17 protein-coding genes are annotated in these 20,534 nt (G+C 74.8%); 8 read left to right on the top strand and 9 right to left on the bottom strand.

The genetic code is table 11. The features are described 5' to 3' along the window. Nucleotides 1-271 precede the first annotated feature (271 nt). A complete protein-coding gene (locus tag Aru02nite_RS16730; protein WP_203658472.1) occupies nucleotides 272-1,759 on the bottom strand; it encodes a DUF2252 domain-containing protein in 1,488 nt (495 codons plus the stop codon). 179 nt (nucleotides 1,760-1,938) lie between these two features. Further along, on the bottom strand, nucleotides 1,939-2,295 hold the full coding sequence (locus tag Aru02nite_RS16725) for a DUF1622 domain-containing protein (RefSeq protein ID WP_203658470.1): 357 nt from the start codon (nucleotides 2,293-2,295) through the stop codon (nucleotides 1,939-1,941). Nucleotides 2,296-2,554: 259 nt separating this feature from the next. On the opposite strand from Aru02nite_RS16725, the gene Aru02nite_RS16720 reads away from it, so the two are divergent. The 5 genes from Aru02nite_RS16720 (at nucleotide 2,555) to Aru02nite_RS16700 (ending at nucleotide 8,615) form a co-directional block, all read left to right on the top strand. Next, complete coding sequence (locus Aru02nite_RS16720) at nucleotides 2,555-3,193, top strand: hypothetical protein (protein ID WP_203658468.1); 639 nt, start codon at nucleotides 2,555-2,557, stop codon at nucleotides 3,191-3,193. Next, nucleotides 3,190-4,203: a nucleotidyl transferase AbiEii/AbiGii toxin family protein gene (locus Aru02nite_RS16715; RefSeq protein WP_203658466.1), complete on the top strand. Its 1,014-nt coding sequence runs from the start codon at nucleotides 3,190-3,192 to the stop codon at nucleotides 4,201-4,203. The genes Aru02nite_RS16720 and Aru02nite_RS16715 overlap by 4 nt, the downstream gene beginning before the upstream one ends. A 417-nt stretch (nucleotides 4,204-4,620) precedes the next feature. Beyond that, nucleotides 4,621-5,784, top strand: a complete 1,164-nt coding sequence (locus Aru02nite_RS16710; protein ID WP_203658464.1) for an FAD-dependent oxidoreductase — start codon at nucleotides 4,621-4,623, stop codon at nucleotides 5,782-5,784. Nucleotides 5,785-5,974: 190 nt separating this feature from the next. Further along, on the top strand, nucleotides 5,975-7,219 hold the full coding sequence (locus Aru02nite_RS16705) for an MFS transporter (RefSeq protein ID WP_203658462.1): 1,245 nt from the start codon (nucleotides 5,975-5,977) through the stop codon (nucleotides 7,217-7,219). A gap of 505 nt (nucleotides 7,220-7,724) precedes the next feature. Continuing rightward, a complete protein-coding gene (locus Aru02nite_RS16700; RefSeq protein WP_239076733.1) occupies nucleotides 7,725-8,615 on the top strand; it encodes a prenyltransferase/squalene oxidase repeat-containing protein in 891 nt (296 codons plus the stop codon). Nucleotides 8,616-9,120: 505 nt separating this feature from the next. On the opposite strand, the gene Aru02nite_RS16695 is transcribed toward Aru02nite_RS16700, so the two are convergent. Further along, nucleotides 9,121-9,882, bottom strand: coding sequence for a DUF998 domain-containing protein (locus Aru02nite_RS16695; RefSeq protein WP_203658460.1), 762 nt, complete (start codon nucleotides 9,880-9,882; stop codon nucleotides 9,121-9,123). A 163-nt stretch (nucleotides 9,883-10,045) separates the two neighbouring features. On the opposite strand from Aru02nite_RS16695, the gene Aru02nite_RS16690 reads away from it, so the two are divergent. The 3 genes from Aru02nite_RS16690 to Aru02nite_RS16680 all read left to right on the top strand — a co-directional run bounded on the left by Aru02nite_RS16690 (nucleotide 10,046) and on the right by Aru02nite_RS16680 (nucleotide 13,672). Continuing rightward, a complete protein-coding gene (locus Aru02nite_RS16690; RefSeq protein WP_203658458.1) occupies nucleotides 10,046-11,275 on the top strand; it encodes a sensor histidine kinase in 1,230 nt (409 codons plus the stop codon). After that, nucleotides 11,272-11,961 carry a response regulator gene (locus Aru02nite_RS16685; protein WP_203658457.1) on the top strand — a complete coding sequence of 230 codons (690 nt, stop codon included), beginning with the start codon at nucleotides 11,272-11,274 and terminating at the stop codon, nucleotides 11,959-11,961. Before Aru02nite_RS16690 ends, Aru02nite_RS16685 begins: the two co-directional genes overlap by 4 nt. A 325-nt stretch (nucleotides 11,962-12,286) precedes the next feature. Further along, entirely contained in the window at nucleotides 12,287-13,672 is a 1,386-nt protein-coding gene (locus tag Aru02nite_RS16680) for an MFS transporter (protein WP_203658456.1), read from the top strand. Between the two features lie 2 nt (nucleotides 13,673-13,674). On the opposite strand, the gene Aru02nite_RS16675 is transcribed toward Aru02nite_RS16680, so the two are convergent. From Aru02nite_RS16675 to Aru02nite_RS16650, 6 genes are all read right to left on the bottom strand, one after another. Further along, nucleotides 13,675-14,829, bottom strand: a complete 1,155-nt coding sequence (locus Aru02nite_RS16675) for a cytochrome P450 (RefSeq protein ID WP_239076732.1) — start codon at nucleotides 14,827-14,829, stop codon at nucleotides 13,675-13,677. Beyond that, the gene (locus Aru02nite_RS16670; protein WP_345710158.1) at nucleotides 14,826-16,499 is read right to left on the bottom strand and encodes an FAD-dependent oxidoreductase; all 1,674 of its coding nucleotides are present in this window, start codon (nucleotides 16,497-16,499) and stop codon (nucleotides 14,826-14,828) included. The genes Aru02nite_RS16675 and Aru02nite_RS16670 overlap by 4 nt, the downstream gene beginning before the upstream one ends. Further along, nucleotides 16,388-17,344 carry an aspartyl/asparaginyl beta-hydroxylase domain-containing protein gene (locus Aru02nite_RS16665; RefSeq protein ID WP_203658453.1) on the bottom strand — a complete coding sequence of 319 codons (957 nt, stop codon included), beginning with the start codon at nucleotides 17,342-17,344 and terminating at the stop codon, nucleotides 16,388-16,390. The genes Aru02nite_RS16670 and Aru02nite_RS16665 overlap by 112 nt, the downstream gene beginning before the upstream one ends. Nucleotides 17,345-17,509: 165 nt before the next feature. Next, the gene (locus Aru02nite_RS16660) at nucleotides 17,510-18,289 is read right to left on the bottom strand and encodes a class I SAM-dependent methyltransferase (protein ID WP_203658452.1); all 780 of its coding nucleotides are present in this window, start codon (nucleotides 18,287-18,289) and stop codon (nucleotides 17,510-17,512) included. Between the two features lie 17 nt (nucleotides 18,290-18,306). Further along, on the bottom strand, nucleotides 18,307-18,942 hold the full coding sequence (locus tag Aru02nite_RS16655) for a sulfotransferase family protein (protein WP_203658451.1): 636 nt from the start codon (nucleotides 18,940-18,942) through the stop codon (nucleotides 18,307-18,309). An 11-nt stretch (nucleotides 18,943-18,953) separates the two neighbouring features. Further along, nucleotides 18,954-20,123 (bottom strand): cytochrome P450, encoded by a 1,170-nt coding sequence (locus Aru02nite_RS16650; RefSeq protein WP_203658450.1) that lies wholly within the window; start codon nucleotides 20,121-20,123, stop codon nucleotides 18,954-18,956. Nucleotides 20,124-20,534: the final 411 nt, after the last annotated feature.

Raw genomic sequence — 20,534 nt, 5'->3', positions numbered from 1 at the left:
TACGACGCCGAAACGTTCCGGGGCGGCTACCCGGGCACGCGCGGCTCAACCCTCCGGAGCGGCTTCGGCGGAACCTGCCCGCCCGGACCCGCCGCGTACGGCACGGACGCCCACGGCGTGCCCGGTTCGGCACGGCCGGGCGGGAACCGGCCCGGACCGACCGGCTGCGGGTACGTGCCGGGCTGGTCGGGCGTGCTCCGCGTCCGGCCCGAGGCGGGTCGTCGCGGGCGATCCCGGACCGCGCGTACCAATCCGGTCGGGCGGCGGTGCGTCACACGCCCTCGACGGCCGCCACGCGCCCGGACCGTACCGCGGCCACGAACTGCTGGTAGTCCCGCTCGTTCTGGTCCGCGTACCGTTCGGCGAAGTCGGTCACGGCCGCGTCGAACGCCTCGTCCGCGCCGAGGCAGACATCGATGGCGACCGGGTCGCCCGACCGGGCGTGCGCCCGGGCCAGCGTCCACCCGCACATGCCCGCGAAGAACTCCAGCCCGAGCGGCTTCATCCCCTCGACCACGATGGAACCCTTCATGTCGCGCAGCTGCCGCCAGTAGAAGTGGCGCCGCGCGTCGAAGCCCTTGGTCCAGCCCAGGTAGATGTCGCTGGTGGCCTGCAGCAGCCGCTGCCCCTGCACCACCCGTTCGCCGTGGTTGCGGTACCGGCTCCGCGGCAGGTGACCCTCAAGTACCGACGAGGTGGCCTCCTTGATCTGCAGGAACAGCGGGTCTCGCGCGTCGCGGCCCTGGAGCAGCACGATGAACGCGCGGGTACCGACGCTGCCGACGCCCACCACCTTGCGGGCCGCGTCCACGATCTCGAAGTGCTCCAGCAGGTGCCGCCGGTCGGGCTGGAGGGTCGCCCGGTACGCCCGGAACTGGTCGCGGATCGCCGGCATGACCTCCTCGGCCGTCACACCGTAGCGACCCTCCAACGCGCTCCGGTACGTCGTGGCCCACTCGCGTACCGGGACCACGATCGGCGGCTGGTTCACGATCCGGTACGCGCCGTCGACCATCTCGCCCAGCTTCGACAGCGCCTGCAGGCTGTCGCGGGTGCGCGCCTTCTCGGCCGCCTTCACCGCCTTCCGTTGCGCGTCCTTGGCGACCTTCTCCTCCCGCTTGGCGCCCTTCTGCTTCGGCCCCTTCGCCGCCTTCTTCGTCTCCGCCACGGTGCGGCGCATCGCGTCCTTGATCGTGTCCTCGTCCATGTGCGCGTACCAGATGTCCATCGTGCCCATGCCGGCGAACTCGGCCATGGCCTCCCGGTACGCGCGCACCGAGGCCGTCGTGACCGCCCGGGTGTCCGCCGCCGAGAACCCGTTGTTGCGGCCGGCGATCGTGAAGCTGGCCGCCATCCGCTTCACGTCGTACTCGAACGGGCCGGGCAGCGTCTCGTCGAAGTCGTTCAGGTCGAACACCAGGCGGCGTTCGGGCGAGGCGAACACGCCGAAGTTCGAGAGGTGGGCGTCCCCGCACAGCTGGGCGTCGAGCCCGGCGACCGGCGTGTCCTTCAGGTCGGTGGCCATGATCCGCGCCGCACCGCGGTAGAACGTGAACGGCGAGACCATCATCCGGCCGTGTCGCACCGGTACGAGGTCGGGCTCGCGGCTGGTGTTCTGCTCCGCGAGCAGCTCGACGGGATCCGGGCGGTCCGTCGCCGGACACCACCCCGCATGGCTCGACGGCGGCGTCGTCTCGCGCGCCTTCTCGCCCCGCGCCCTGCGCTCGTCCACGCTCGGATGGGTCTGCTGCGTTGCCATCGCGGTCACCCGGCCAGCCTCGTACGGTGCTCACCGGGCCGAATTCTGTCGCGGCCGTGCCGCGCGGGCATCACCCGCCGGGAAGGATTTCCGCGGTCCTGAGCCGGGTTAACGCATCGGCGTTCTGGGCCTGTTTGGTCGCCTTCGGCGGTCTCCCGGCGCCCCGGAACCGGACGGGGTCACTCGGGCGGGGGCTGGGCGGTGGTCTTCTGCCACGGCCAGCGGCCGGACAGCTCCACCTCCAGCGAGAAGCTCAGGAAGGTACGGATCACCACGATGACGGCGAGGATGGCGACGCTGGCCAGCGTCGGCTGGGTGGCGACGGTCCGGACGATGTCGCCGGCCACCAGCAGTTCCAGGCCGAGCAGGATGGTACGGCCGAGCTGCTGCCGGAAGCGGTGGTACGTGCCGGTGCGGCGCCGGGTGAGCCGGACGGCGGCCGAGCCGGCCGCGAGTACCGCGCCGACGACGATGACGGCGACCCCGGCGGCGTCGACGGCCTCGCCGATGGTGTCCATGACGTGGTCGTACGTCATGGCGCGTCGTCCTCGGCCGCCGCGTACGTGGCCCGGTCTCCAGCCCACCGCATCACCTCACCCTGTCAGTCGTCGCCGTGTGCCGCGGCCACTTCGGCGCCCTCGCCACCGGCTGGGGCGAGTACCGACCGCGGCGGGCGGCCCGGGCTCCGTCGCCTCCCGGCAGGTGGCGGCGCGCCTGGGCTGATACGGGCCGGGTGGTTCTGTCGGAGGTGGCGGTTAGGGTGTCGGCCGTCCGGATCGGGAACGGGAGGGCACGGTGCCGGGATTCGCGGGAGCGTTCGAGACGCACCTGACGTTGCGGTTCGCCGCGGACGCCGACGAGACGCGGGCACGGGCGTGGGCGCGCGCCGCGGGCGTGAAGTACACGCGGATCGTGTTGGACCGCGGGGCGCGGCCGGACCAGCCGATGCTCACCGCGCACGGGCGTGGCGTGCTGGCCGACCGGGTGGCGGCGGCGCGGGAGATGGTGGCGTCGCTGCGGGCGGACGGGTTCGCGGTGACGCGGCTGAAGGTCGAGGCGGCACCGGGCAACGCCGACGTGCCGCGGACCGCCGCCGACGCCGCGGCCCTGCCCCCGGGCTGCTACTTCGAGCATCACGTGAAGCTCGCCCTCGCCGACACCGACGTGCCCCGGGTACGTGCACTGGCGGAGCCGTACGCGGCGCACGTGTCGCGCAACCCGCGGCGCGCGCGGGACGACGGCCGGCACGAGCGGTTCGTGACGCAGCGCTGCCGCGGGGTGGGGCGGCCCGAGGCGCGCCGCCGGCTGGACGCGCTGCTGGCCGCGCTGAGCGGTGCGGGTTTCGGCGTGGTCGAGGTCGAGGAGGAGTTCGTCGTCTTCGACGACAATCCCGAGCTGGACGCCGGCTGGATCGACGAGCGGGCGGGCCGGTGACCGACGACGCGCAGCGGGCGGCGCACCGCGCGGCACTGGACCACGTACTCGGGCTCTGCGCGGGCCGGTGGTGGAGCGACTCCGTCGTACTGCGGGGCAGCGTGCTGCTGCCGACCTGGCTGGGCGCCGCGGCGCGCCCGCCGGCCGACCTCGACTGGGTGGTGATCGGCACCGCGCACGATCCCGAGGCGGTGGCCGACCGTACCTACGGGTGGGAGTACCCCGACGGGAGCCTCGCCGACCTGTGCCGGCGGTACCCGGAGATCGAGCAGCAGCCAGGCGACGACGAGCCCGGCTGGTACGTGGACCGGGAGCTCGACGTGGCTCCGGCGGCGCCCTTCGGTGACCTGCTCGACCTGCTCGTCGAGCGCCCGCGCGCCGCCCGCGGGGTCGTGCTGTGCCCGGCCGAGGCCGAGATCAGCGACGACTGGGCCTACTCCGGGTACGACGGGGTCGGCGTGCGGCTGGTGATCCCGTGGCGGGCGCCGGGCCTGCCGGACGGCAGCGTGCAGCTCGACTTCGCCGCCGACGAGCGCGTCCCCGAGACGCCCGTGCCGACCCTCGTACCGCGGGCCGACGGTGGGCCGCCCGCCGTGGTGCTCGCCGTCAGCCGGGAGCTGGCGCTGGCGTGGAAGGTGCTGTGGATGTACCGGGACACCAGGGCGTACGGCTGGTACGACGACGGGGAGGACGAGCCCGCGCCGGCCGCCCGCGGCAAGGACCTGTACGACGCGGTCCTGCTCGCCGAGGGCTGCCGTACCAGCGAACTGCCCCGGCTGCTGCGCGACGTCTTCGGCGACGAGGACATCGCGCTGGACGATCTGGTGTCCTGGCCGGTCGACTGGGCGGAGTTCGTCGCCGCGCACCCGTGGGTGACCGGCACCGCGCGGGAGTGGTCGGAGCGGCTGGCCGCCGCGCTCCCCCCGCTCTCCGACATCCCGCCGTACTCTCCGATCCCGCCACGGGATCTGGCCGCTCTCGCCGACCACTGGAACAGCGCCCGCAGCTGACCGGGTTCCGTCCGCGCACGACCACGCAGGTCCGCGACGAAGCAGCCGGCGGCGGCAGGCATCGACCGCACTCGTCCGGGCCAGGACTGCCGGCGGCGGCAACGCGCCGGCCACGTACCCACCAGCGGTGCACGGCGGGTGGTGACACGCCGGTGGCGAGGGGCGGATCGCCTGGTACACAAGGGATCGCCGTCGTGCGGCATCTCGACGTGCCGCGTCGGGACGGGGTGCGCGGCGGACCTGCCTCGCGCGGGGAGTACCGGGGCGGGTGCTAGGTTTCCGGTGGTGGACGCGCGAAGACCACGGTCCGGTATCGGTTAGTCCGGACAGCGCCCGAGCGCCAGCACGGCACATCCTCTCGTCGGATGTCACCTGTCGCGTCCCTTTCTCGCATGCTCTCTTTGCTTGGAGGAAGGGATGAAGGTCGTCATCGCCGGCGCGGGCCTCGGGGGTCTGTGTCTGGCTCAGGGGCTGCTCGCCCGCGGCGTCGAGGTCGTCGTGTACGAGCGGGACGCGTCGCTGTCGTCGCGGCGCCAGGGGTACCGGATCCATGTGGACGGGGACGGTGACCGCGCGCTCGCCGCGACGCTGCCGGCGCACCTGTACGCGTTGTTCCGCGCCACGGCGTACGAGCCGGCGCCGCGCACGCCGGTGTTCGACCACCGGCTGCGCCAGCTGGCGGTGCTGGAGACGGCCGGCTCCGGCCGGCATCTGGCGGTGAATCGCCTGACGCTGCGCCAGATCCTGGCGTACGGGCTGGGCGGCGTGGTGCGGTTCGGCCGGGCGGTCGACGGGTACGCGGTCGACGGCGAGCGGGTGTCGGTGCGGCTGTCGGACGGCACCGTCGACGGCGCCGACGTGCTGGTCGCCGCGGACGGCGTGCACTCGGCGGTGCGCCGGGAGTACCTGCCGCAGCAACGGATCGTGGACACCGGCGTGGTCCAGGTGTACGGCAAGGTGCCGCTGGACGACGCGACGCGCGAGCTGCTGCTGCCGGCCATGTACGCGGTGTTCACGCCGGTCACCGGCCCGGACGGGGGGTACGTGGGGATCGGGCCGGTGGACCATCCGGAGTCGCCGGCGGACGCGGCGGCACGGCTCGCGCCGGGCCTGACGCTGCTGGAGACCGACGACTACGTGACCGTGTCGTACGGGGCGCGCCGGGAGACGCTGCCAGGGTTGCGCGGTCTCGACGGTGCGGCGCTGCGCCGGCTGGTGCTGGAGCGTACCGAGGGGTGGCATCCGCGGGTCCGGGGGCTGGTCGAGCGCTGGCGCCCGGACGAGGTGTTCCCGTTGACGTTGCGCAGTTGCGTACCGATCGCGCCGTGGCGGCCGAGCCGGGTGACGCTGCTCGGCGACGCGGTCCACGCGATGAGCCCGGCGGCCGGGGCCGGCGCCAACACGGCTCTGCGCGACGCGGCGGCGCTGTCCACCGCGCTCGGCACCGCCGACGACGGGTCCGTCCGCACCGCCATCGCCGGGTACGAGGCGGCCATGGTCGAGTACGGCTTCGCCGCGGTACGGCGGTCCGGGCTCAACGGCACCCGCGTACTCGGCCAGGACCCGCTCCCGGCGGACTGACCGAGCCGGGTGGCGCGACGGCCCGGCGCCGTCGTGCCACCCGCGGGCGGCGAGCGCCGGGTGCATGGCCGTGTTGTAGGGTGCCGGCATGACTCTCGGTCGGCCCTAGGAGCTCCGGGCGGGCACGCTGCCCGCACCGTCGAGCCCCCGACCCCGCCGCACTCTCGCGGCCGTTTCCCAGGAGCACATCGTGTCCAGCACTTCGGGTGCTGGGAGCTACCGTGCCGTCCTGACGCTCCCGTACGCCGCCGCCACCTTCGGCGCGGCGCTCGTCGGACGTCTGTCGTACGGTCTGCTCCCCCTCGCCCTCCTGTTCACCGTCCAGCACGCGACCCGCTCGTTCACCACCGCTGGCACCGTACTCGCGAGCATCGGTGTCACGTCCCTGCTCCTGCCGATGAAGGCGCGCATCGTCGACCGCCACGGCCCCTCCCGCGTACTCCCGGTCCTGGCCGGCGCCGCGGCCGGCGCACTGGCCCTGATCGCCGTACTCGCCTGGGCCGGCGTGTCCACGCCCGCGGCGTACGTGGCGCTCGGCGTGGTCGCGGGTGCCACCGCTCCACCGCTCGGGCCGGCCATGCGGTCGGTCTGGCGCACCATCACCGCCGGTACCGACCAGACCGGGCGCGCGTACAGCGTGGACTCGGTGTGCGAGGAGACGCTGTACCTCGTCGGTCCGCTGGTCGTCGGGCTGGTGCTGCGGATCGGCTCGGCGCCGGGCGCGCTGCTGCTCACCGCCGCGCTGATGCTGACCGGCACCGCGGTCATGTCCCGGATGCCGCCGGTCCGTACGACCCGGGTCGTCGCGGCCGGACCGTCCAGCCGGTGGGGCGTCGGACCGTTGCGGTCGGCGGGTTTCCGGCCCGTCGTCCTCACCATCCTCGTCACCGCCGCCGGCATCGGCATCGCCACCACCTGCGTCGCGGCCCGGGCCCAGGCGGCCGGGCGACCGGCGGCCGCCGGGTACATCGAGGCGGCGCTCGCCGTCGGCAGCGTGCTCGGCGGTCTCGCGTGGGGCCGCCGGCGGCACACCCGGCGTACGTCGACGCACCTGGTCGGCCTCACGCTCACGCTGGCCGCCGGTGTCGCGGTCGCCGGCACCACCGGACACCTCCTCGTACTCGGCATCGTGCTGGCGGCGGCCGGTGTCGCCGTGGCGCCGCTGTTCGTCGTGTCGTACCTGGCGGCGGACCGGCTGGCGCCCGCGCACCAGCGCACCGAGGCGAGTACCTGGGTGAACACGGCCAACAACATCGGTGCCGCGATCGGCGCGTCCCTCGCGGGCGTACTGGTCGACCACGTCGCCGTCGGCGCGACGTTCGGTGCCGGCGCGGTCCTGCTCGCCGGCGCCGCCACCCTCGTACTCGTCGTCCGCCGCCGCATCGACACCGGCCACCAGCCCGCATCGGAGCCTGCGGCGGCCACCGTGTCGTAACGCGGGGCCCGGTCACCGCGGCACACCGGTCCGGCCGCGTGAACCAGGCTCAGCGGACGGCGCCGCGACGGGCGGTCCACGCGCAGGGTCGCGGCCGTGACCCGCCGCCACCCGAGCTGGTGGCCGTGACCTGCCGCCGCACGGGTACGCGGTCGTGACCCGGCCGCGCCGGTTCGTGGCCCGTGGTCCACCAACTCACGGGTCGTGGCCGTGGCCCGCCGCCACACGGGTTGTGACCGTGGCCCACCATCACACGGGGTCGCGGCCGTGGCCCGCCGCCACACCGTTCGCGGCCCGTGGCCCGCTGCCACACGGGGTTGTGGCCCGTGGGCCCGCCGCACACGGGGCGGCGGCCGTGGCGCAACAGCGTACGGGCGGAGGCGCTCGCCGGACCGGGTACGCCGATGGCCGCGGTGCGGCGGGCTCGGCCACCGATGCGCGGGAGTACGCGGGAGGTGGCCGTTTTGTTCAAGGGAGCGGGCGGCGCGGCTGCCACGATGGGGGCATGAGCATCGACCTGACCGGCGCGGAGAGGTTCCTCGCCGCGCACGCCCGAGTACTGGACCGGCACCGCTTCGCGGTGCTGACGACCGGTGACGACGCCGCACGCCGGGCGGTCGTCGCGGCGCTGGGCGGCTACCGGAACCCGGACGGCGGCTTCGGCTGGGGCCTCGAACCTGACCTGCGGGCACCCGAGTCCCAGCCGGGCGGGGCGCAGCACGCGTTGGAGGCGATCGCCGACGCCGGCCCGGTGACCTCGCCGTACTCGGTGCCGCTGCTGGACTGGCTGGCCACGGTGACCCTGCCGGACGGTGGGCTGCCGTTCGCGCTGCCGATGGCGGATCCGACGGCGTGCGCGCCGTTCTGGGCGCAGGCCGATCCGACCGAGTCGTCGCTGCAGATCACCGCGGCGGTCGTGGCGCAGGCGCACCGGGTGGCGCGCTTCGACGCCGGCGTACGCGAGCATCCGTGGCTCGCCACCGCCACCCGGTACTGTCTCGACGCGATCCGGCGGATCGACGGCGAACCCTTCGCGTACGTGCTGTCGTTCACGCTGGTGCTGCTCGACGTCCTCGCGGACACCGAACCGGCGGCGCGGGACCTGCTCGACCACCTCGGCCGGTACGTGCCACGCGACGGCGCCGTGCCGGTGGCCGGTGGTGCCCAGGGCGAGACGCTGCACCTGCTGGACTACGCGCCGGTGCCGGGCCGCCCGGTGCGGGACCTGCTCGACGAGCGGGCGGTGGCCGCCGACCTCGACCGGCTCGAACGCGGGCAGCAGGCCGACGGCGGCTGGACCGTCGACTTCACCGCGTACTCGCCGGCCGCGGCGCTGGAGTGGCGCGCGTTCGCCACGGTCGCGGCGGTCGCGACGCTGCGCCGGAACGGCCGCTGAGCCTCAGCCGTCCGGGATGTCGCCGCCCGCGACGAGGTCGGGCCAGCTCGCCCGCGCTGAGCCGCGCGCTCGTTGCCGTCATCCACGCGTGTTCGCTCCGCAGCACCGCGATCCGGTACTGCGTGTCGAGCAGCGCGACCGCGGGCAACTGGGTGGTCTTGCCGGCGGCGACGTCGGCGTCGGGGCCGGCGAGGTCCTTGGCGACGGTCGCCCCGCGCCGGCCGAGCATCGCGGCGAGTTCGGCCGGGGTGGGGCATCGGCGCGAACGACAGCGCCGCGGGCAGGTCGGGGACGTCGTTGCGCGGCTCGGACATCATCTCGTCGAGCCAGGCGCGCGGTGTCCTCTCCCCCGGCGTGTTCGAGGCGCTGGCGTACGGGTGAGGGCACGGCGGGGCGACGTCCATCCACGGCGCGCGCGACCGCTCGGGTCTCCGGACCACGCCGCGATCTCCCGCGTCTCATCGGAGACCGCCTCGCCGCCGGCGATGCGGTCTCGCGGGCATCGTCATCCCGGCTGCGCGCCGATCCGCGCCGTCGGGGCAGCACCGCTCGTGACGACGACAGCGCCGCGGCGGGCCCGGCGGTACAGGTACCCGGCGAGCGTGGTGAGCCATACCAGGGTGGGTGCGAGTGTCAGCACGATGAAGACGGCGGTGGGCGTCGAGTTGCCGGCGGCGGCGCCTCCGGTCATGGGCAGGACGCTGTCGGCGAGGAGGGTGTGCGAGGCGGCCGCCACCAGCGGCGGGACGACCGCCAGCGCCAACCAGGCCAGGCCGCGGCGGCGTTGCTCGGTGGCGAACCATCCCGCGATCAGCAGGCTCGCCGCGAGGAGGACGGCGTACCCGCCCGAGCGCGCGGCATAGTGCACCATCCCGTGCCAGGTCGTCTCCGGTGGCGTACCGGGAGGGAAACCGGGCTGCGGGTCGGCCTGGAACACCGCGCCGGTGATGTGCTGGCCCACCCCGTGCAGCACGAGGAGTCGCGACGCCCACCGGCCGCCCCAGCCGTCGCCCAGCACCCGCCGTACGCCGACGGCGAACAGTACCGTCAGTACTCCCATCAGCAGTAGGTTCGACCGCTGGATCCAGCCGAGGTCGCCGGCGGTCAGCACGTTCCAGGTGTGCCGGGACGGGTCGAACCCGTCGCGTGTCAGTGCCTGGGCCGAGGTGACCGCGAAGTAGATCGGGCCCGCCGCGACGCCGCACACCAACAACGCACGGGTCGGTATCGCGGCGGCGTGGCGCCGGGCGTTCAGCACGAGATCCATACCGGCGATCGTCGCCCTGCCGGGGTGGTATCGGCGTCCGGCAGCCGACGGCACCACGTACGGTGTCTCGCGTAGGCGCGTACCGTCCGGCTACGGTCGTTGTCGTAGCTGGTCGCGCGGCTGGACGCAGAGCCGCCCGCGGCGCGGACCGTAGGATCGTGGCATGGATCCCCGGGCCGCGTGGTCGCGCCTCCCCGCGCTGGCCAAGGACACGTCGCTCGCGCTGTTCGTCGTCGTGATGCAGGTCCAGGGCACCGTGGTACGCAACGCCGGGGAGGCGACGGCGCGGCCCCTCACCGACGTCGGGCACCTGGGATTCGTGCTGCTGGTCGTGAGCGGCCTGGCCGTCGCGGTCCGCCGCCGGTGGCCGGTCGGCGTGTTCGCCGTCACCGCGCTCGCCAGCGTCGCGTACTACGGCGCGGGCTTCCCGGACGGCCCCGGTTGGCTCGGACTCTTCGTCGCCCTGTACACGCTCGCCGCGTACGGTGACGGGCGCCGGTCGCTGGTCGTCGCCGCCGTGGGCATCACCGTACTCACGGCCGTGTGGATGGCCGCGGCGGCGGACATCGAGCCGCGCGCCGCCATCGGCTGGGTGTTCTTCCGGATCGGCGCGTCGGTGATGAGCGTGGCCCTCGGCGAGTCCGTACGGTCCAGGCGGGTCATCGCGGCCGACGCCCAGCGGCGTGCCGCGCTGGCGGAACGTACGCGCGAGGAGGAGGCGCGGGCCCGGGTCGACGCCGAACGGCTCCGGATCGCACGCGAGGTCCACGACACCGTCGCGCACGCCATCGCGATCATCAACGTCCAGTCCGGGGTGACCGCGCACGTGCTGGACCGGAGACCGGAGCAGGCGCGCGAAGCCCTGCGGACGATCGAGCAGACCAGTTCCCGTGCGCTGCAGGAGATGCGGGCCGTCCTCGGGGTACTCCGCGACGACGGCACCGGGCGCGACGGCGGGCGCGGACCGTACCCGGGGCTGGGGCAGATCGACGAACTCACGGCCAAGGCACGGGAGGCCGGCCTCGACATCACCGTTGCGCAGGGCTCGCCGACGGTACCGCTGCCGAGCGCCGTCGGCAGCGCCGCGTACCGCATCGTGCAGGAGTCGATCACCAACGTGATCCGCCACGTCGGCCCGACCCGGGTGACGGTGGCGCTGTGCCCCGGGACCGACGCGCTGGAGTTGCGCGTGACCGACGCTGGGCGCCGGGACGCCGCCGACCCGCGCCCACCCGCCGGTACCGACGGCGACCGCCCGTCCGGTCGGGGAATCGTCGGGATGCGGGAGCGCTGCCAACTGCTGGGCGGAGACCTCGACGCCGGGCCGCTGCCGGGCGGCGGGTTCGAAGTCACCGCGCGGCTCCCCCTGGCACCCACCGGATCACGCCCGTGACCGCGGCCGGCACCGCGGCGCCGATCAGGGTGCTGCTCGCCGACGACGAGCGGCTCGTACGATCGGGGTTCAGGGTCCTGCTGGACCTCGAGGACGACATCGTCGTGGTGGCCGAGGCCACGACCGGCGCCGAAGCGGTCGAACACGCTCGCGCCCACCGCCCCGACGTCGTCCTGATGGACGTTCGGATGCCCAAGCTGGACGGGATCCAGGCCACCGCCGACATCGTCCGCACGCCCGGACTGGACCAGGTCCGCGTCCTCATCCTCACCACGTACGACACCGACAGCTACGTCTTCGACGCGTTGGCGGCCGGCGCCAGCGGCTTCCTGCTCAAAGACGCCGGACCGGCCGAACTCCTGCACGCCATCCGCGTGATCGCCGCGGGCGACGCGCTGCTCGCCCCACGGATCACGCGGCGCCTCATCGGCCAGTTCGCCGCCCAACGTACGGCCGCCCGGGCCGCCGAGGACCGGCTCGCGGTACTCACCGCCCGCGAGCGCCAGGTACTGGCCCTGGTCGGGAAGGGGCACAGCAACGACGAGATCGGTTCCGGGTTGTTCCTCAGCCCCGCCACCGTACGCACGCACGTCAGCCGGGCGATGGCGAAGCTCGGCGCGCACGACCGCGCGCAACTGGTCGTGATCGCGTACCAGACCGGGCTGGTCCGCGTACACGACTCGTGACGGCCGCCCGCGTCGGCCGCCCGGCGACGGCGACTCCGCGGTGGCCGACGGGCACGGATGTTCCACCACCGATCCGGCATCACCCCCGGCGGAGCGCGGGCCGGTACGTTCCGGACTTCTCGGTCGACGTGCCGCACGCGGGTACCGCATGGAGTCGACGAGTGGATGCCCGCGCCGCGTGGCGGGGAACGGCGGGAGGTCACTGACCTGGCGGCAGTGGCACCGCACCGGTCTCGACACCCCGCCGCCGCCCGGCCGATCGCTTGACAGGAGCGCCGGGCGGTTAGCCGCGCCGAGTCCGGGCATCCCGGGTACGGGGGTCGCGGTGTGCACGGGTGACGGTACGGGCCGCCGGGCGCGCGGCGGCGTCGCCGGGCGGTGGCCGGGTGCGGGGATCGAGCGTCGGGTGGCGGTCGTGCTGGCCGCGGCCGTGGGGCTCAGCGGTGCGGACCTGGCCGCGATGGCGGCGGTGACCGACAACGTCGAGCGCGCGTACGGCGTGGACAACGCGCAGATCGGCCTGCTCGTCTCGGTGGTCACGCTGGTGGGGGCGGCGGGCACGGTGCCGGTGGGCGTACTGACCGACCGGACCCGTCGTACCCGGTTGCTCGGGGCGAGCGTCGCGGTCTGGGCGGTGGCGACGGCGGTGTCGGCGGCGGCCCCGTCGTACTGGTGGCTGCTGGCCGGGCGGGCGCTGCTGGGCCTGGCCGCGGCGACCACCGGACCGACGGTGGCGTCCCTGACCGGCGACTTCTTCCCCGCGGCGCAGCGCAGCCGGGTGTACGGGATCGTGTTGTCCGGCGAGCTGGTCGGCAGCGGCGTCGGGTACGTCGGCGCCGGGGAGATCTCCGCGGTGGCGTCGTGGCGGTTCGCGTTCTGGTGGCTGGTACCGGTGGCGGTGGCCGTGGCGTGGCTGGTGTGGCGGCTGCCGGAGCCGGCCCGCGGTCGCCAGCCCGCGCTGCGCGCCGACCCGGCGGTCGCGCCGTTGACCGGTGCCGCCGGCGGTACGGCTCCCCCGCCGCACCCGGAGCGGCTGTCGCCGTGGGCGGCGCTGCGGTACGTGCTGAGCGTGCGGACGAACGTGGTCATCATCGTCGGCTCGGCGCTCGGGTACTTCTTCTTCGCGGCGGTCCGGTCGTTCGCGATCCTGTTCGCCGGGCAGCACTACGGCGTGCCGAAGTCGGTCGCGAGCCTGCTGGTGGTGGCGATCGGCGTCGGCGCGCTGGTGGGCGTGGTCGTCGGCGGCCGGCTGTCCGACCGCCTGCTGCACCACGGCCGGGTACGCGCGGCTCGGGTGGCGGTACCGGCGGTGTGCCTGCTGGCGCTGGCGCCGGTGTTCGCGCCGGCCGTGGTGACGAGTACGGCAGTGGTGGCGGTGCCGTTGCTGATGGCCGGCGCGGCGCTGCTGGGCGCGGCGAACCCGCCGCTGGACGCGGCGCGGCTGGACATCATCCACCCGGCGCTGTGGGGCCGCGCCGAGGCCGTACGCACGGTGCTGCGGTCGCTGGCGGAGGCGGTGGCGCCCGTCGCGTTCGGTGTCACGTCGGTGTGGCTGGCGCGGCGCGGCGCCGACAGCCTGGAACTCACCATGCTGCTGTTCCTCGTACCGTTGCCACTGGCGGGGCTGCTGGCGCTGACGGCGCTGCGCACGTACCCGCGGGACGTGGCCGCCGTCGCCGCCGCGGCGCACCACAGCCGTACCCGGGGCTGAGGTCACCAGGCGACGGGGAGTTCGGCGAGCAGGCCGTGTCGTACCGGCAGGCGGTCCACCGGTACGGCCAGGCGCAGCGTCGGCAGCCGGGTGAACAGCGCCTCGTACGCGAGGTCGAGTTCGACGCGCGCGAGGCTCTGCCCGAGGCACTGGTGGATGCCGTGCCCGAACGCCAGGTGCCCGCGCACGGTCCGGCCCGGGTCGAGCCGTTCCGGCGCCTCGACGTACCCGGGGTCGTGGTCGGCGGCGGCGAGACCCACGAGTACGGCGTCGTCGATGTGCACGGTACGGCCGGCGACGGTGATGTCGGCGGTGGCGCGGCGGGGCGCGATCGTCACGACGGACAGGTGGCGCAGCAGTTCCTCGGTCGCGGCGGGCCGGGCGCGGGTGTCGCGCAGGGCGGCGGCGAGGTCCGGCCGGGTGAGCGCGGCGAGCGCGCCGAGCGCGATCATGTTGGCGGAACTGCCGTGCCCGGCGACCAGCAGCACCAGCGCGAGCGACAGGACCGTCGCGCGGTCCACGGTGCCGTCCGCGAGCAGCTCGTCGAGCAGTCCGTCGCCGGGCCGCTTCTCCTTGCGCCGCAACAGATCCGTCAGGTACTCGGTGAGCCGCTGCATGGCGTCCGGGCCGTGCTCGGGGTCGAGCCGGAGCCGGGCCTGCTCCTCGAAGAACGCGTGATCGTCGTACGGCACGCCGAGCAGTCCGCAGATCACCGTCGACGGTACGGGCAGGGCGAAGTCGGCGACGAGGTCGGCGGAGCGGCCCGTCGCGGTCATCCGGTCGATCCGCTCGTCCACGACCCGCCGTATCCACGGGCGCAGCGCGGCGGCGCGCCGGGCGGTGAACCGGGCGGCGAGCAGCCGCCGCTGCCGGTCGTGCGCGGGCGGATCCGTACCGATGAGGGTGCCGAGGAACGCCGGGCGCGGGCGTCCGCCACCCGGCCGGGCCGGTACGGGGAAGTCGGGGTGCGAGCGGTCGGACGACAGGCGTGGGTCGGCGAGCAGCGCCCGCGCCTCGGCGTACCCGGTGACGAGCCAGGCGGGCCGGCCGTCGGGCAGCCGTACCCGGGTGAGCGGACCGTCGGCGCGCAGCTCGTCGTACCCGGACGGCGGCAGGTGGGGGCACTCCCGGCGGGTCGGCAGCTCCGGCAGCGTCACCGTGCCGACCCCGCCCGCTCGGGTACGGCGAGGATCGTGGCGAGAACGGCCGCCAGGGTGCCGTCGGGGTCGGCGGACGGGCCGGGCGAGCGCCACGCCACGTACCCGTCCGGGCGGACCAGCAGCGCGCCGAGCGGGCCGATGCCGTGCCGGGCGGCGGCGTCGGGCAGGTCGGGTCCGAACCGGTACGTCGACACGCCGTGCCGGCGGCCGGCGCGTGCCCAGCCGTCCGCGCCGGCGCCGGCGAGCAGGACGAAGCGGGTGCCGTACAGGTCGAGGGTCGAGCGGTCGCCGGGCAGCGGGACGTGCGGGGCGCGGCTGCCGGGGGCACCGGACAGGTCGCCGACGGGCACCGGGTCGGGGCCGCCGCCGCGCACCGCGGCCGAGTCGTACCGGGGGCCGAGCAGGACGGTGGAGCGGTCGACGAGCTCGCCCGGGGTGCCGGTGTCGAAGCGGTCCGCGGCGCGCACCAGCGCCTGCCGCAGGGTGAACAGCGCGACCGGGTGCCGCTCGTCGTGGTAGCTGTCGAGCAGGTCGCCGCCGGCGCGGCCGCGGAGTACCCAGGCGAGTTTCCAGGCCAGGTTGTGCGCCTCGGCGACCCCGGTGGCGCCGCCGAACCCGCCGGTCGGCGGCATCAGGTGCGCCGCGTCGCCGACGAGGAACACCCGCCCCGCCCGGTACTTCTCGGCGAGCGCGGCGCCGACCCGGAACCGCAGCAGGCGCCGGTCGGTACCGGCGATCTGGGGAAGGAGCCGTACCGGGGCGTCGGGCAGGCCGGCGGCGGCTCGTACCAGCTCGGCGCAGGCGCGGTCGTCGGGCTCGCCGCGGGTCGGGTCGTCCGCGGTGCCGAACACCCAGCGGGTGCCGTCCCGGTCCAACGCCATCAGGTACGTGCGGGGCCGCGGGAGGTCGAGGTGCGCCATGTGCACCGTACGGCCGGCGAGCGCGGGCCGCAGGTCGGCGTGCACGAGGAGGGTCAGCAGGTCGAACGCCGGCCCGTACGTGGCGCGCGGAATGCCGATCGTGGCGCGGATCCCGCCGTCGGCGCCGTCCGCGGCGACGAGGTACCGGGCGCGTACCCGGCGGGTGGTGGCGCCGGTCGACAGCAGCGCGGTGACGCCGTCCGGGTCCTCGGCCAGCTCCACCAGCGCGGTGCCGAACTCGATGCGGGCGCCCAGCTCCCGAGCGCGCGCGCAGACCAGCGCCTCGACCCGGTCCTGGTCGATCGGCGTACCGCGGCACGGGCTCGCGTCCTCGGCCGCCGCCACGTCCCCCTGGTGCCCCACCGGCCGGTACTCCTCCGCCAGCGTCCGCGCCCGCACCACCACGTACTCCCCGGCGGTGACGAAGTCGGCGCGCGCGGCACGGATCGCGTCGGCGAGCCCGACCTGGCGGTACAGCTCCATCACCCGGACGTTCACGCTGCGCTGCCGGGGATGGCTCAACAGAGCCGGATGCCGCTCCACCAGCAGCACCCGTACCCCGTGGTGGGCGAGGAACAGGGCGGTGGACAGGCCGCAGAGTCCACCGCCGACGACGAGTACCTCGGGATCGGCGGTCACGCGACCGGCCGTACCGTCTCGTGGGTGGTGGTGCCGTGCCGGACCACCAGGTGCACGGCCGGGGTAGGCGCGTCGAGCGCGAGGCGCAGGGTGCGTTCCTCCGACCAGCCGGCCAGCCGGAACTCGCCGCCGCCCACGTGCACCAGCCCGAACGTCGGCCGCCCGGCCACGACCAGCACCAGCCGGTCGCCGTCGACGCGTACCTCGGCGGGCAGGGTGGCGTCCGCGGCGGCGACCGGCTCCTCCTCGGACCATTCGGCGAACCGGGCGGGCAGCTCGAACCGGCACCGGAAATCGTTGAGCCGCAACGGATCCAGCGGTACGTCCGGCCGGCCCGGCAGCATCCCGTCGGCCAGCCCGCGCGCCCAGTCCGGTACCAGGTCACGCAGCGCGGGCCCGGTCCGGCAGTCGAGTACGAGATGGATCCGGGTCGCCTCGCCGTCGTTGCGGACCTGGTGGGTGCGGTCGAAGTCGCCGAACCACAACCGACCCGCCTCCCAGTGGTACTCGGTGCCGTCGATGACCACGACCGCGCCGGGGTTCGTGACGATCGGGACGTGCAGCCGTACGAGTCCCCACGGCGGCCCGCACTTGGCGTCCCGGTGCACGCGCGACGCCGCTCCCGGACCCAGCGCCATCAGCCGTACGCCCAGCAGCGGCAGCGGGAAGTCGGCCAGCAGCGCGGCCAGCGCGCCGGCGCCGGCCAGGTGCGGGGTGGCGGCGTGCTCGACCAGCCCGGCACCGCCCGCGTCGGTACGGTCCGGGTCGCCGCCGGGGCTGCGCAGCGCCAGGATCTTCCAGTCAACTGTGGACTCCCGGGTCACGCCGTCCTGGCCCACGGACCGCTGCGCCCGCCACGGGTCGGCGGCCAGCGCGCGGACGTCCGCGGCGAGCGGCGCCACCTCGTACCGGCGGCGGAGCGGGACCGCGGCGGTCGCCGGGTCACTGGTCATCGTGCGCACCCCTTCTGCTCGGCTTCGGCTGGCGTCGCCGTGGCCCGGGGTGAACCGGGCCACGGCGGTTCGGCGATCGCATCAGTACCAGTAGCGCATGGCGCACCTCCCTCCCACGACGCCCGACCGGCCCCGGTGGACCGGCACGGTGGGTCTGCGGCCGGCTCAGCCCGCGTCCGTACGGCGGGCGACGAGGGTGCCCTTGTCCGCCAGCGGCGAGTCCGGCCCGGTGACCGCGGAGCCGTCGACGGGGCTGAGCCCGACGGCGGCCAGGTCGGCGAGCACGTCGTCCGGGTGGTGCAGGAAGTGCCGTCGCTGCACGGTGTCCGTGGCCACCACCTCCCCCCGGTACCAGGTGCGGTAGACGTGCCGGACCAGCGCGAGCCCCGGCCCGAGCGGGCTGGCCGCCGACGACAGCGTGTACCGGCAGTCGCCCTGCCACGCCTCGCGTACCTCGCGCTCGGGCTGGTCCGGTACGGGCTCGTCGTGCACCATGTCGGTCGCCAGTACCCCGCCCGGCGCCAGCTGCCCGGCCAGCGCGCCGAAGAAGTCCCGGCGCGCGTCGTGCGGCACGTGCTCCAGTACGGCCGCCAGGTAGACGTAGTCGAACGGCCGGTCGAACGGCACGTCCGGGCTGGCCGCGTCGAGTACCGTGACCCGGTCGCGCAGCTCCGGCCGCGCCGCGAGCTTCGTGTACAGCACGGCGCGCATCGACGCGGACCGCTCCAGGCAGTACAGGCGGTCGACGTGCTCGGCGACGGCGAGCGTCATCCGGCCCGTACCCGGCCCGATCTCCAGTGCCCGACCGCCGCTCGGCGCCCGGTCGGCGAAGAACCGCACCAGTTCCGGCGATCCCGGCCCGATGTGCAGCAGGTCGTACAGGCCGGCCACCCGCCCGTACGGGTCGGTGTCCGCCGAGACGCTCAGGTCCACCGCTGTCGCCATCCGTCCTCCCGGTCGTGTCAGTCGGCCAGCGCGCCCGCGCGCCGCGCCCGCGTCAGGTACTCCTCCGTCGTGTTCGCCACCGGGAACGGCTCGTCCGGTACGGCGACGTCGAGCGCGGCGCACAGCGGCGCCCAGCCGTCGGCGACGTCCACCTCGACGAGCCGGTTCGCGGGGACCTCCCGGCGCACCCGTGCCAGGTGGTCGCCGTACACGCCGATCGCGTACTCCCGATCGGCGAACCGGCCGCCGAACGTGCCCTGCCAGACGATCCGCTCGATCGCCCGGTCCCGTATCGGGGTGCGCGCATCGGTCGTGGCGTCCGCCGGCCGGGTCCGGAACAGCGTCGCGGCGACGCTGTCGTACCACCTGGCGGGGTCGCGGGCGAGCAGCAGCACCCGGGCCCGCGGGAACGCGTCGGCCAGCTCGCGCCAGAAGTACGACGCGGGCCACGCCACGGTCGCCCGGTACCCGTCGAGCAGGCGCGGCCAGTCGACGGGTCCGCCGTCCGCCGCGCGCAACCACGCCGCGGCGTGCCCGTCGTCGGTGAACAGCTGCCGCATCCCGTGGCACGGCCCGAAACCCAGTCGTACCAACGCTTCCCGGGCCGACGAGGTCCCGGTCCGGCCGAACGACGCACCCACGATCGACAGCATCGCGCCCTCCGTCAGGCCAGTGCCGTGGTGAACCGGTCGATGCTGCGCAGCGTCAGGTTCTGCTGCCACGTCGGCTCGTCCAGCGCCCGCACCCCCGGGTACCGGTCGGCGAGGCGGTCGAGGAACGCCCGCACCAGAGCCGTCGAGTACGGGTTGCCGAGGCAGGACTTGGGGCCGCGGCCGAGACCCAGGTGCGGGTTGGGGTAGCGGTCGAGCCGTACGGTCTCCGGCGCGGCGAACCGGTCCGGGTCGCGGTTCGCGGCGACCAGCAGCAGCGTGACCGCCTGCCCGGCGCGCACCCGCGTACCGCCGACGGTCGTGTCGGTCAGGCAGGCGCGGGCGACCGCGTGGATCGGCGAGCAGTAGCGGACGAGTTCCTCGACGGCGCGGCCCGGTTCGGCGGCCCGCCAGTCCGCGAGCCCGAACGACCGCTCGTGCAGCAACGCCACCAGGATCTGCGCCAGCAGCTTGCTGCCCGAGCTGTACCCGCTGAACAGCAGCCCCCGCACCGTGTTCGCCAGTACCGACGGATCCACGCCGCAGCCCGCGGTACGCCGGGCCAGCGTGCCGAGGATGCCGGTGTCGGGCGGATCGGCGAGCCAGCCGTCGACGAGGACGGCGAGTTCCTCCTGCGCCTCGCGTACCGGACCGGCGCGGTCCGGCCAGAGTCCGGCGTCCATGGCGGCGCCCACCGCGCGGCCGATCCGGCTCGTCCACGCCACGTCCGGCGCCGGCACTCCCAGGTACGCGGCGGTCGTGGACAGCGCGAGCGGTTCCGCCAGCTCGGTCAGGACGTCGAAGGACGGGCGGCGCGCGAGCCGGTCGAGCAGTTCCGCGGTGTGCCCGGCGATCGTCGCCGTCAGCGCCGCCTGGTCCTGCGCCCGCAGTACCTCGATGAACAGTCGGCGCACGACGGTGTGCTCGGGCGGGTCGAGGGTGAGCATGTTGATCGCCCGCGGCGGTACGCGTTCGCCGACGCGGCGCCAGTCCGCGGCGAACCGGGTCGTGTCGCGCAGCACCTCGACGCAGTCCGCGTACCGGGTGAACATCCACGAGTCGAGCCGCTCGTAGAAGAACACCGGCGTCGTCTCCCGCATCCTCGCGTACGCCGGGTACGGGTCGGCGCGGACCGGCGGCTCGGCGAGGGCCAGGATCGGGTCGCGTGACGTCAGCTCGGGCATGCGTTCCTCCGCTCGTATCGCCCAGACGTGATCAACACACCGAGCGGTATCAACGAGGGATCAAGCGGACGCGGGTAAGCATGGCGTAGCCACCGGAAAGATGCAAGAAGTCAGCACCAAATCGCGCATCGTGATCAAATCTCCGGCCCGCGCGCCGATCGGCACCCGCGACGTCCCGCCGTCGACGGATTCGTGGCCGCCGCACGGAACACCGTCCCGCGCCACCGCCGTGCCCGGGCGACCGGAAAACACGTGGGCGGAACGGCCGCGCTGCGGTACCGTGCCGACAGCCGTGACACCACGCGAGGAGGTGAGACCCATGAACGTTGCACGTACGTGGGTGCTCCCCCGCGTCGTCACGGTCTGGCGGTCGACGTAGCGGACCGCCGGGAGCGCCGCGACTCGTCTGGC

This window comes from Actinocatenispora rupis (genome assembly GCF_016861975.1).
GTDB classification, from domain to species: Bacteria; Actinomycetota; Actinomycetes; order Mycobacteriales; family Micromonosporaceae; genus Actinocatenispora; species Actinocatenispora rupis.
The sequence above is the reverse complement of the archived record's forward strand: the minus strand, read 5'-3'. Positions and strand labels throughout refer to the sequence as shown.

What these genes read in the sequence shown, in the direction of transcription:
- Aru02nite_RS16655 (WP_203658451.1), bottom strand. Translation starts at nt 18,942, where the DNA reads ATGCTGTCGATCGTGGGTGCGTCGTTCGGCCGGACCGGGACCTCGTCG.
- Aru02nite_RS16710 (WP_203658464.1), top strand. Translation starts at nt 4,621, where the DNA reads ATGAAGGTCGTCATCGCCGGCGCGGGCCTCGGGGGTCTGTGTCTGGCT.
- Aru02nite_RS16730 (WP_203658472.1), bottom strand. Translation starts at nt 1,759, where the DNA reads ATGGCAACGCAGCAGACCCATCCGAGCGTGGACGAGCGCAGGGCGCGG.
- Aru02nite_RS16690 (WP_203658458.1), top strand. Translation starts at nt 10,046, where the DNA reads ATGGATCCCCGGGCCGCGTGGTCGCGCCTCCCCGCGCTGGCCAAGGAC.
- Aru02nite_RS16725 (WP_203658470.1), bottom strand. Translation starts at nt 2,295, where the DNA reads ATGACGTACGACCACGTCATGGACACCATCGGCGAGGCCGTCGACGCC.
- Aru02nite_RS16650 (WP_203658450.1), bottom strand. Translation starts at nt 20,123, where the DNA reads ATGCCCGAGCTGACGTCACGCGACCCGATCCTGGCCCTCGCCGAGCCG.
- Aru02nite_RS16665 (WP_203658453.1), bottom strand. Translation starts at nt 17,344, where the DNA reads ATGACCAGTGACCCGGCGACCGCCGCGGTCCCGCTCCGCCGCCGGTAC.
- Aru02nite_RS16700 (WP_239076733.1), top strand. Translation starts at nt 7,725, where the DNA reads ATGAGCATCGACCTGACCGGCGCGGAGAGGTTCCTCGCCGCGCACGCC.
- Aru02nite_RS16695 (WP_203658460.1), bottom strand. Translation starts at nt 9,882, where the DNA reads ATGGATCTCGTGCTGAACGCCCGGCGCCACGCCGCCGCGATACCGACC.
- Aru02nite_RS16660 (WP_203658452.1), bottom strand. Translation starts at nt 18,289, where the DNA reads ATGGCGACAGCGGTGGACCTGAGCGTCTCGGCGGACACCGACCCGTAC.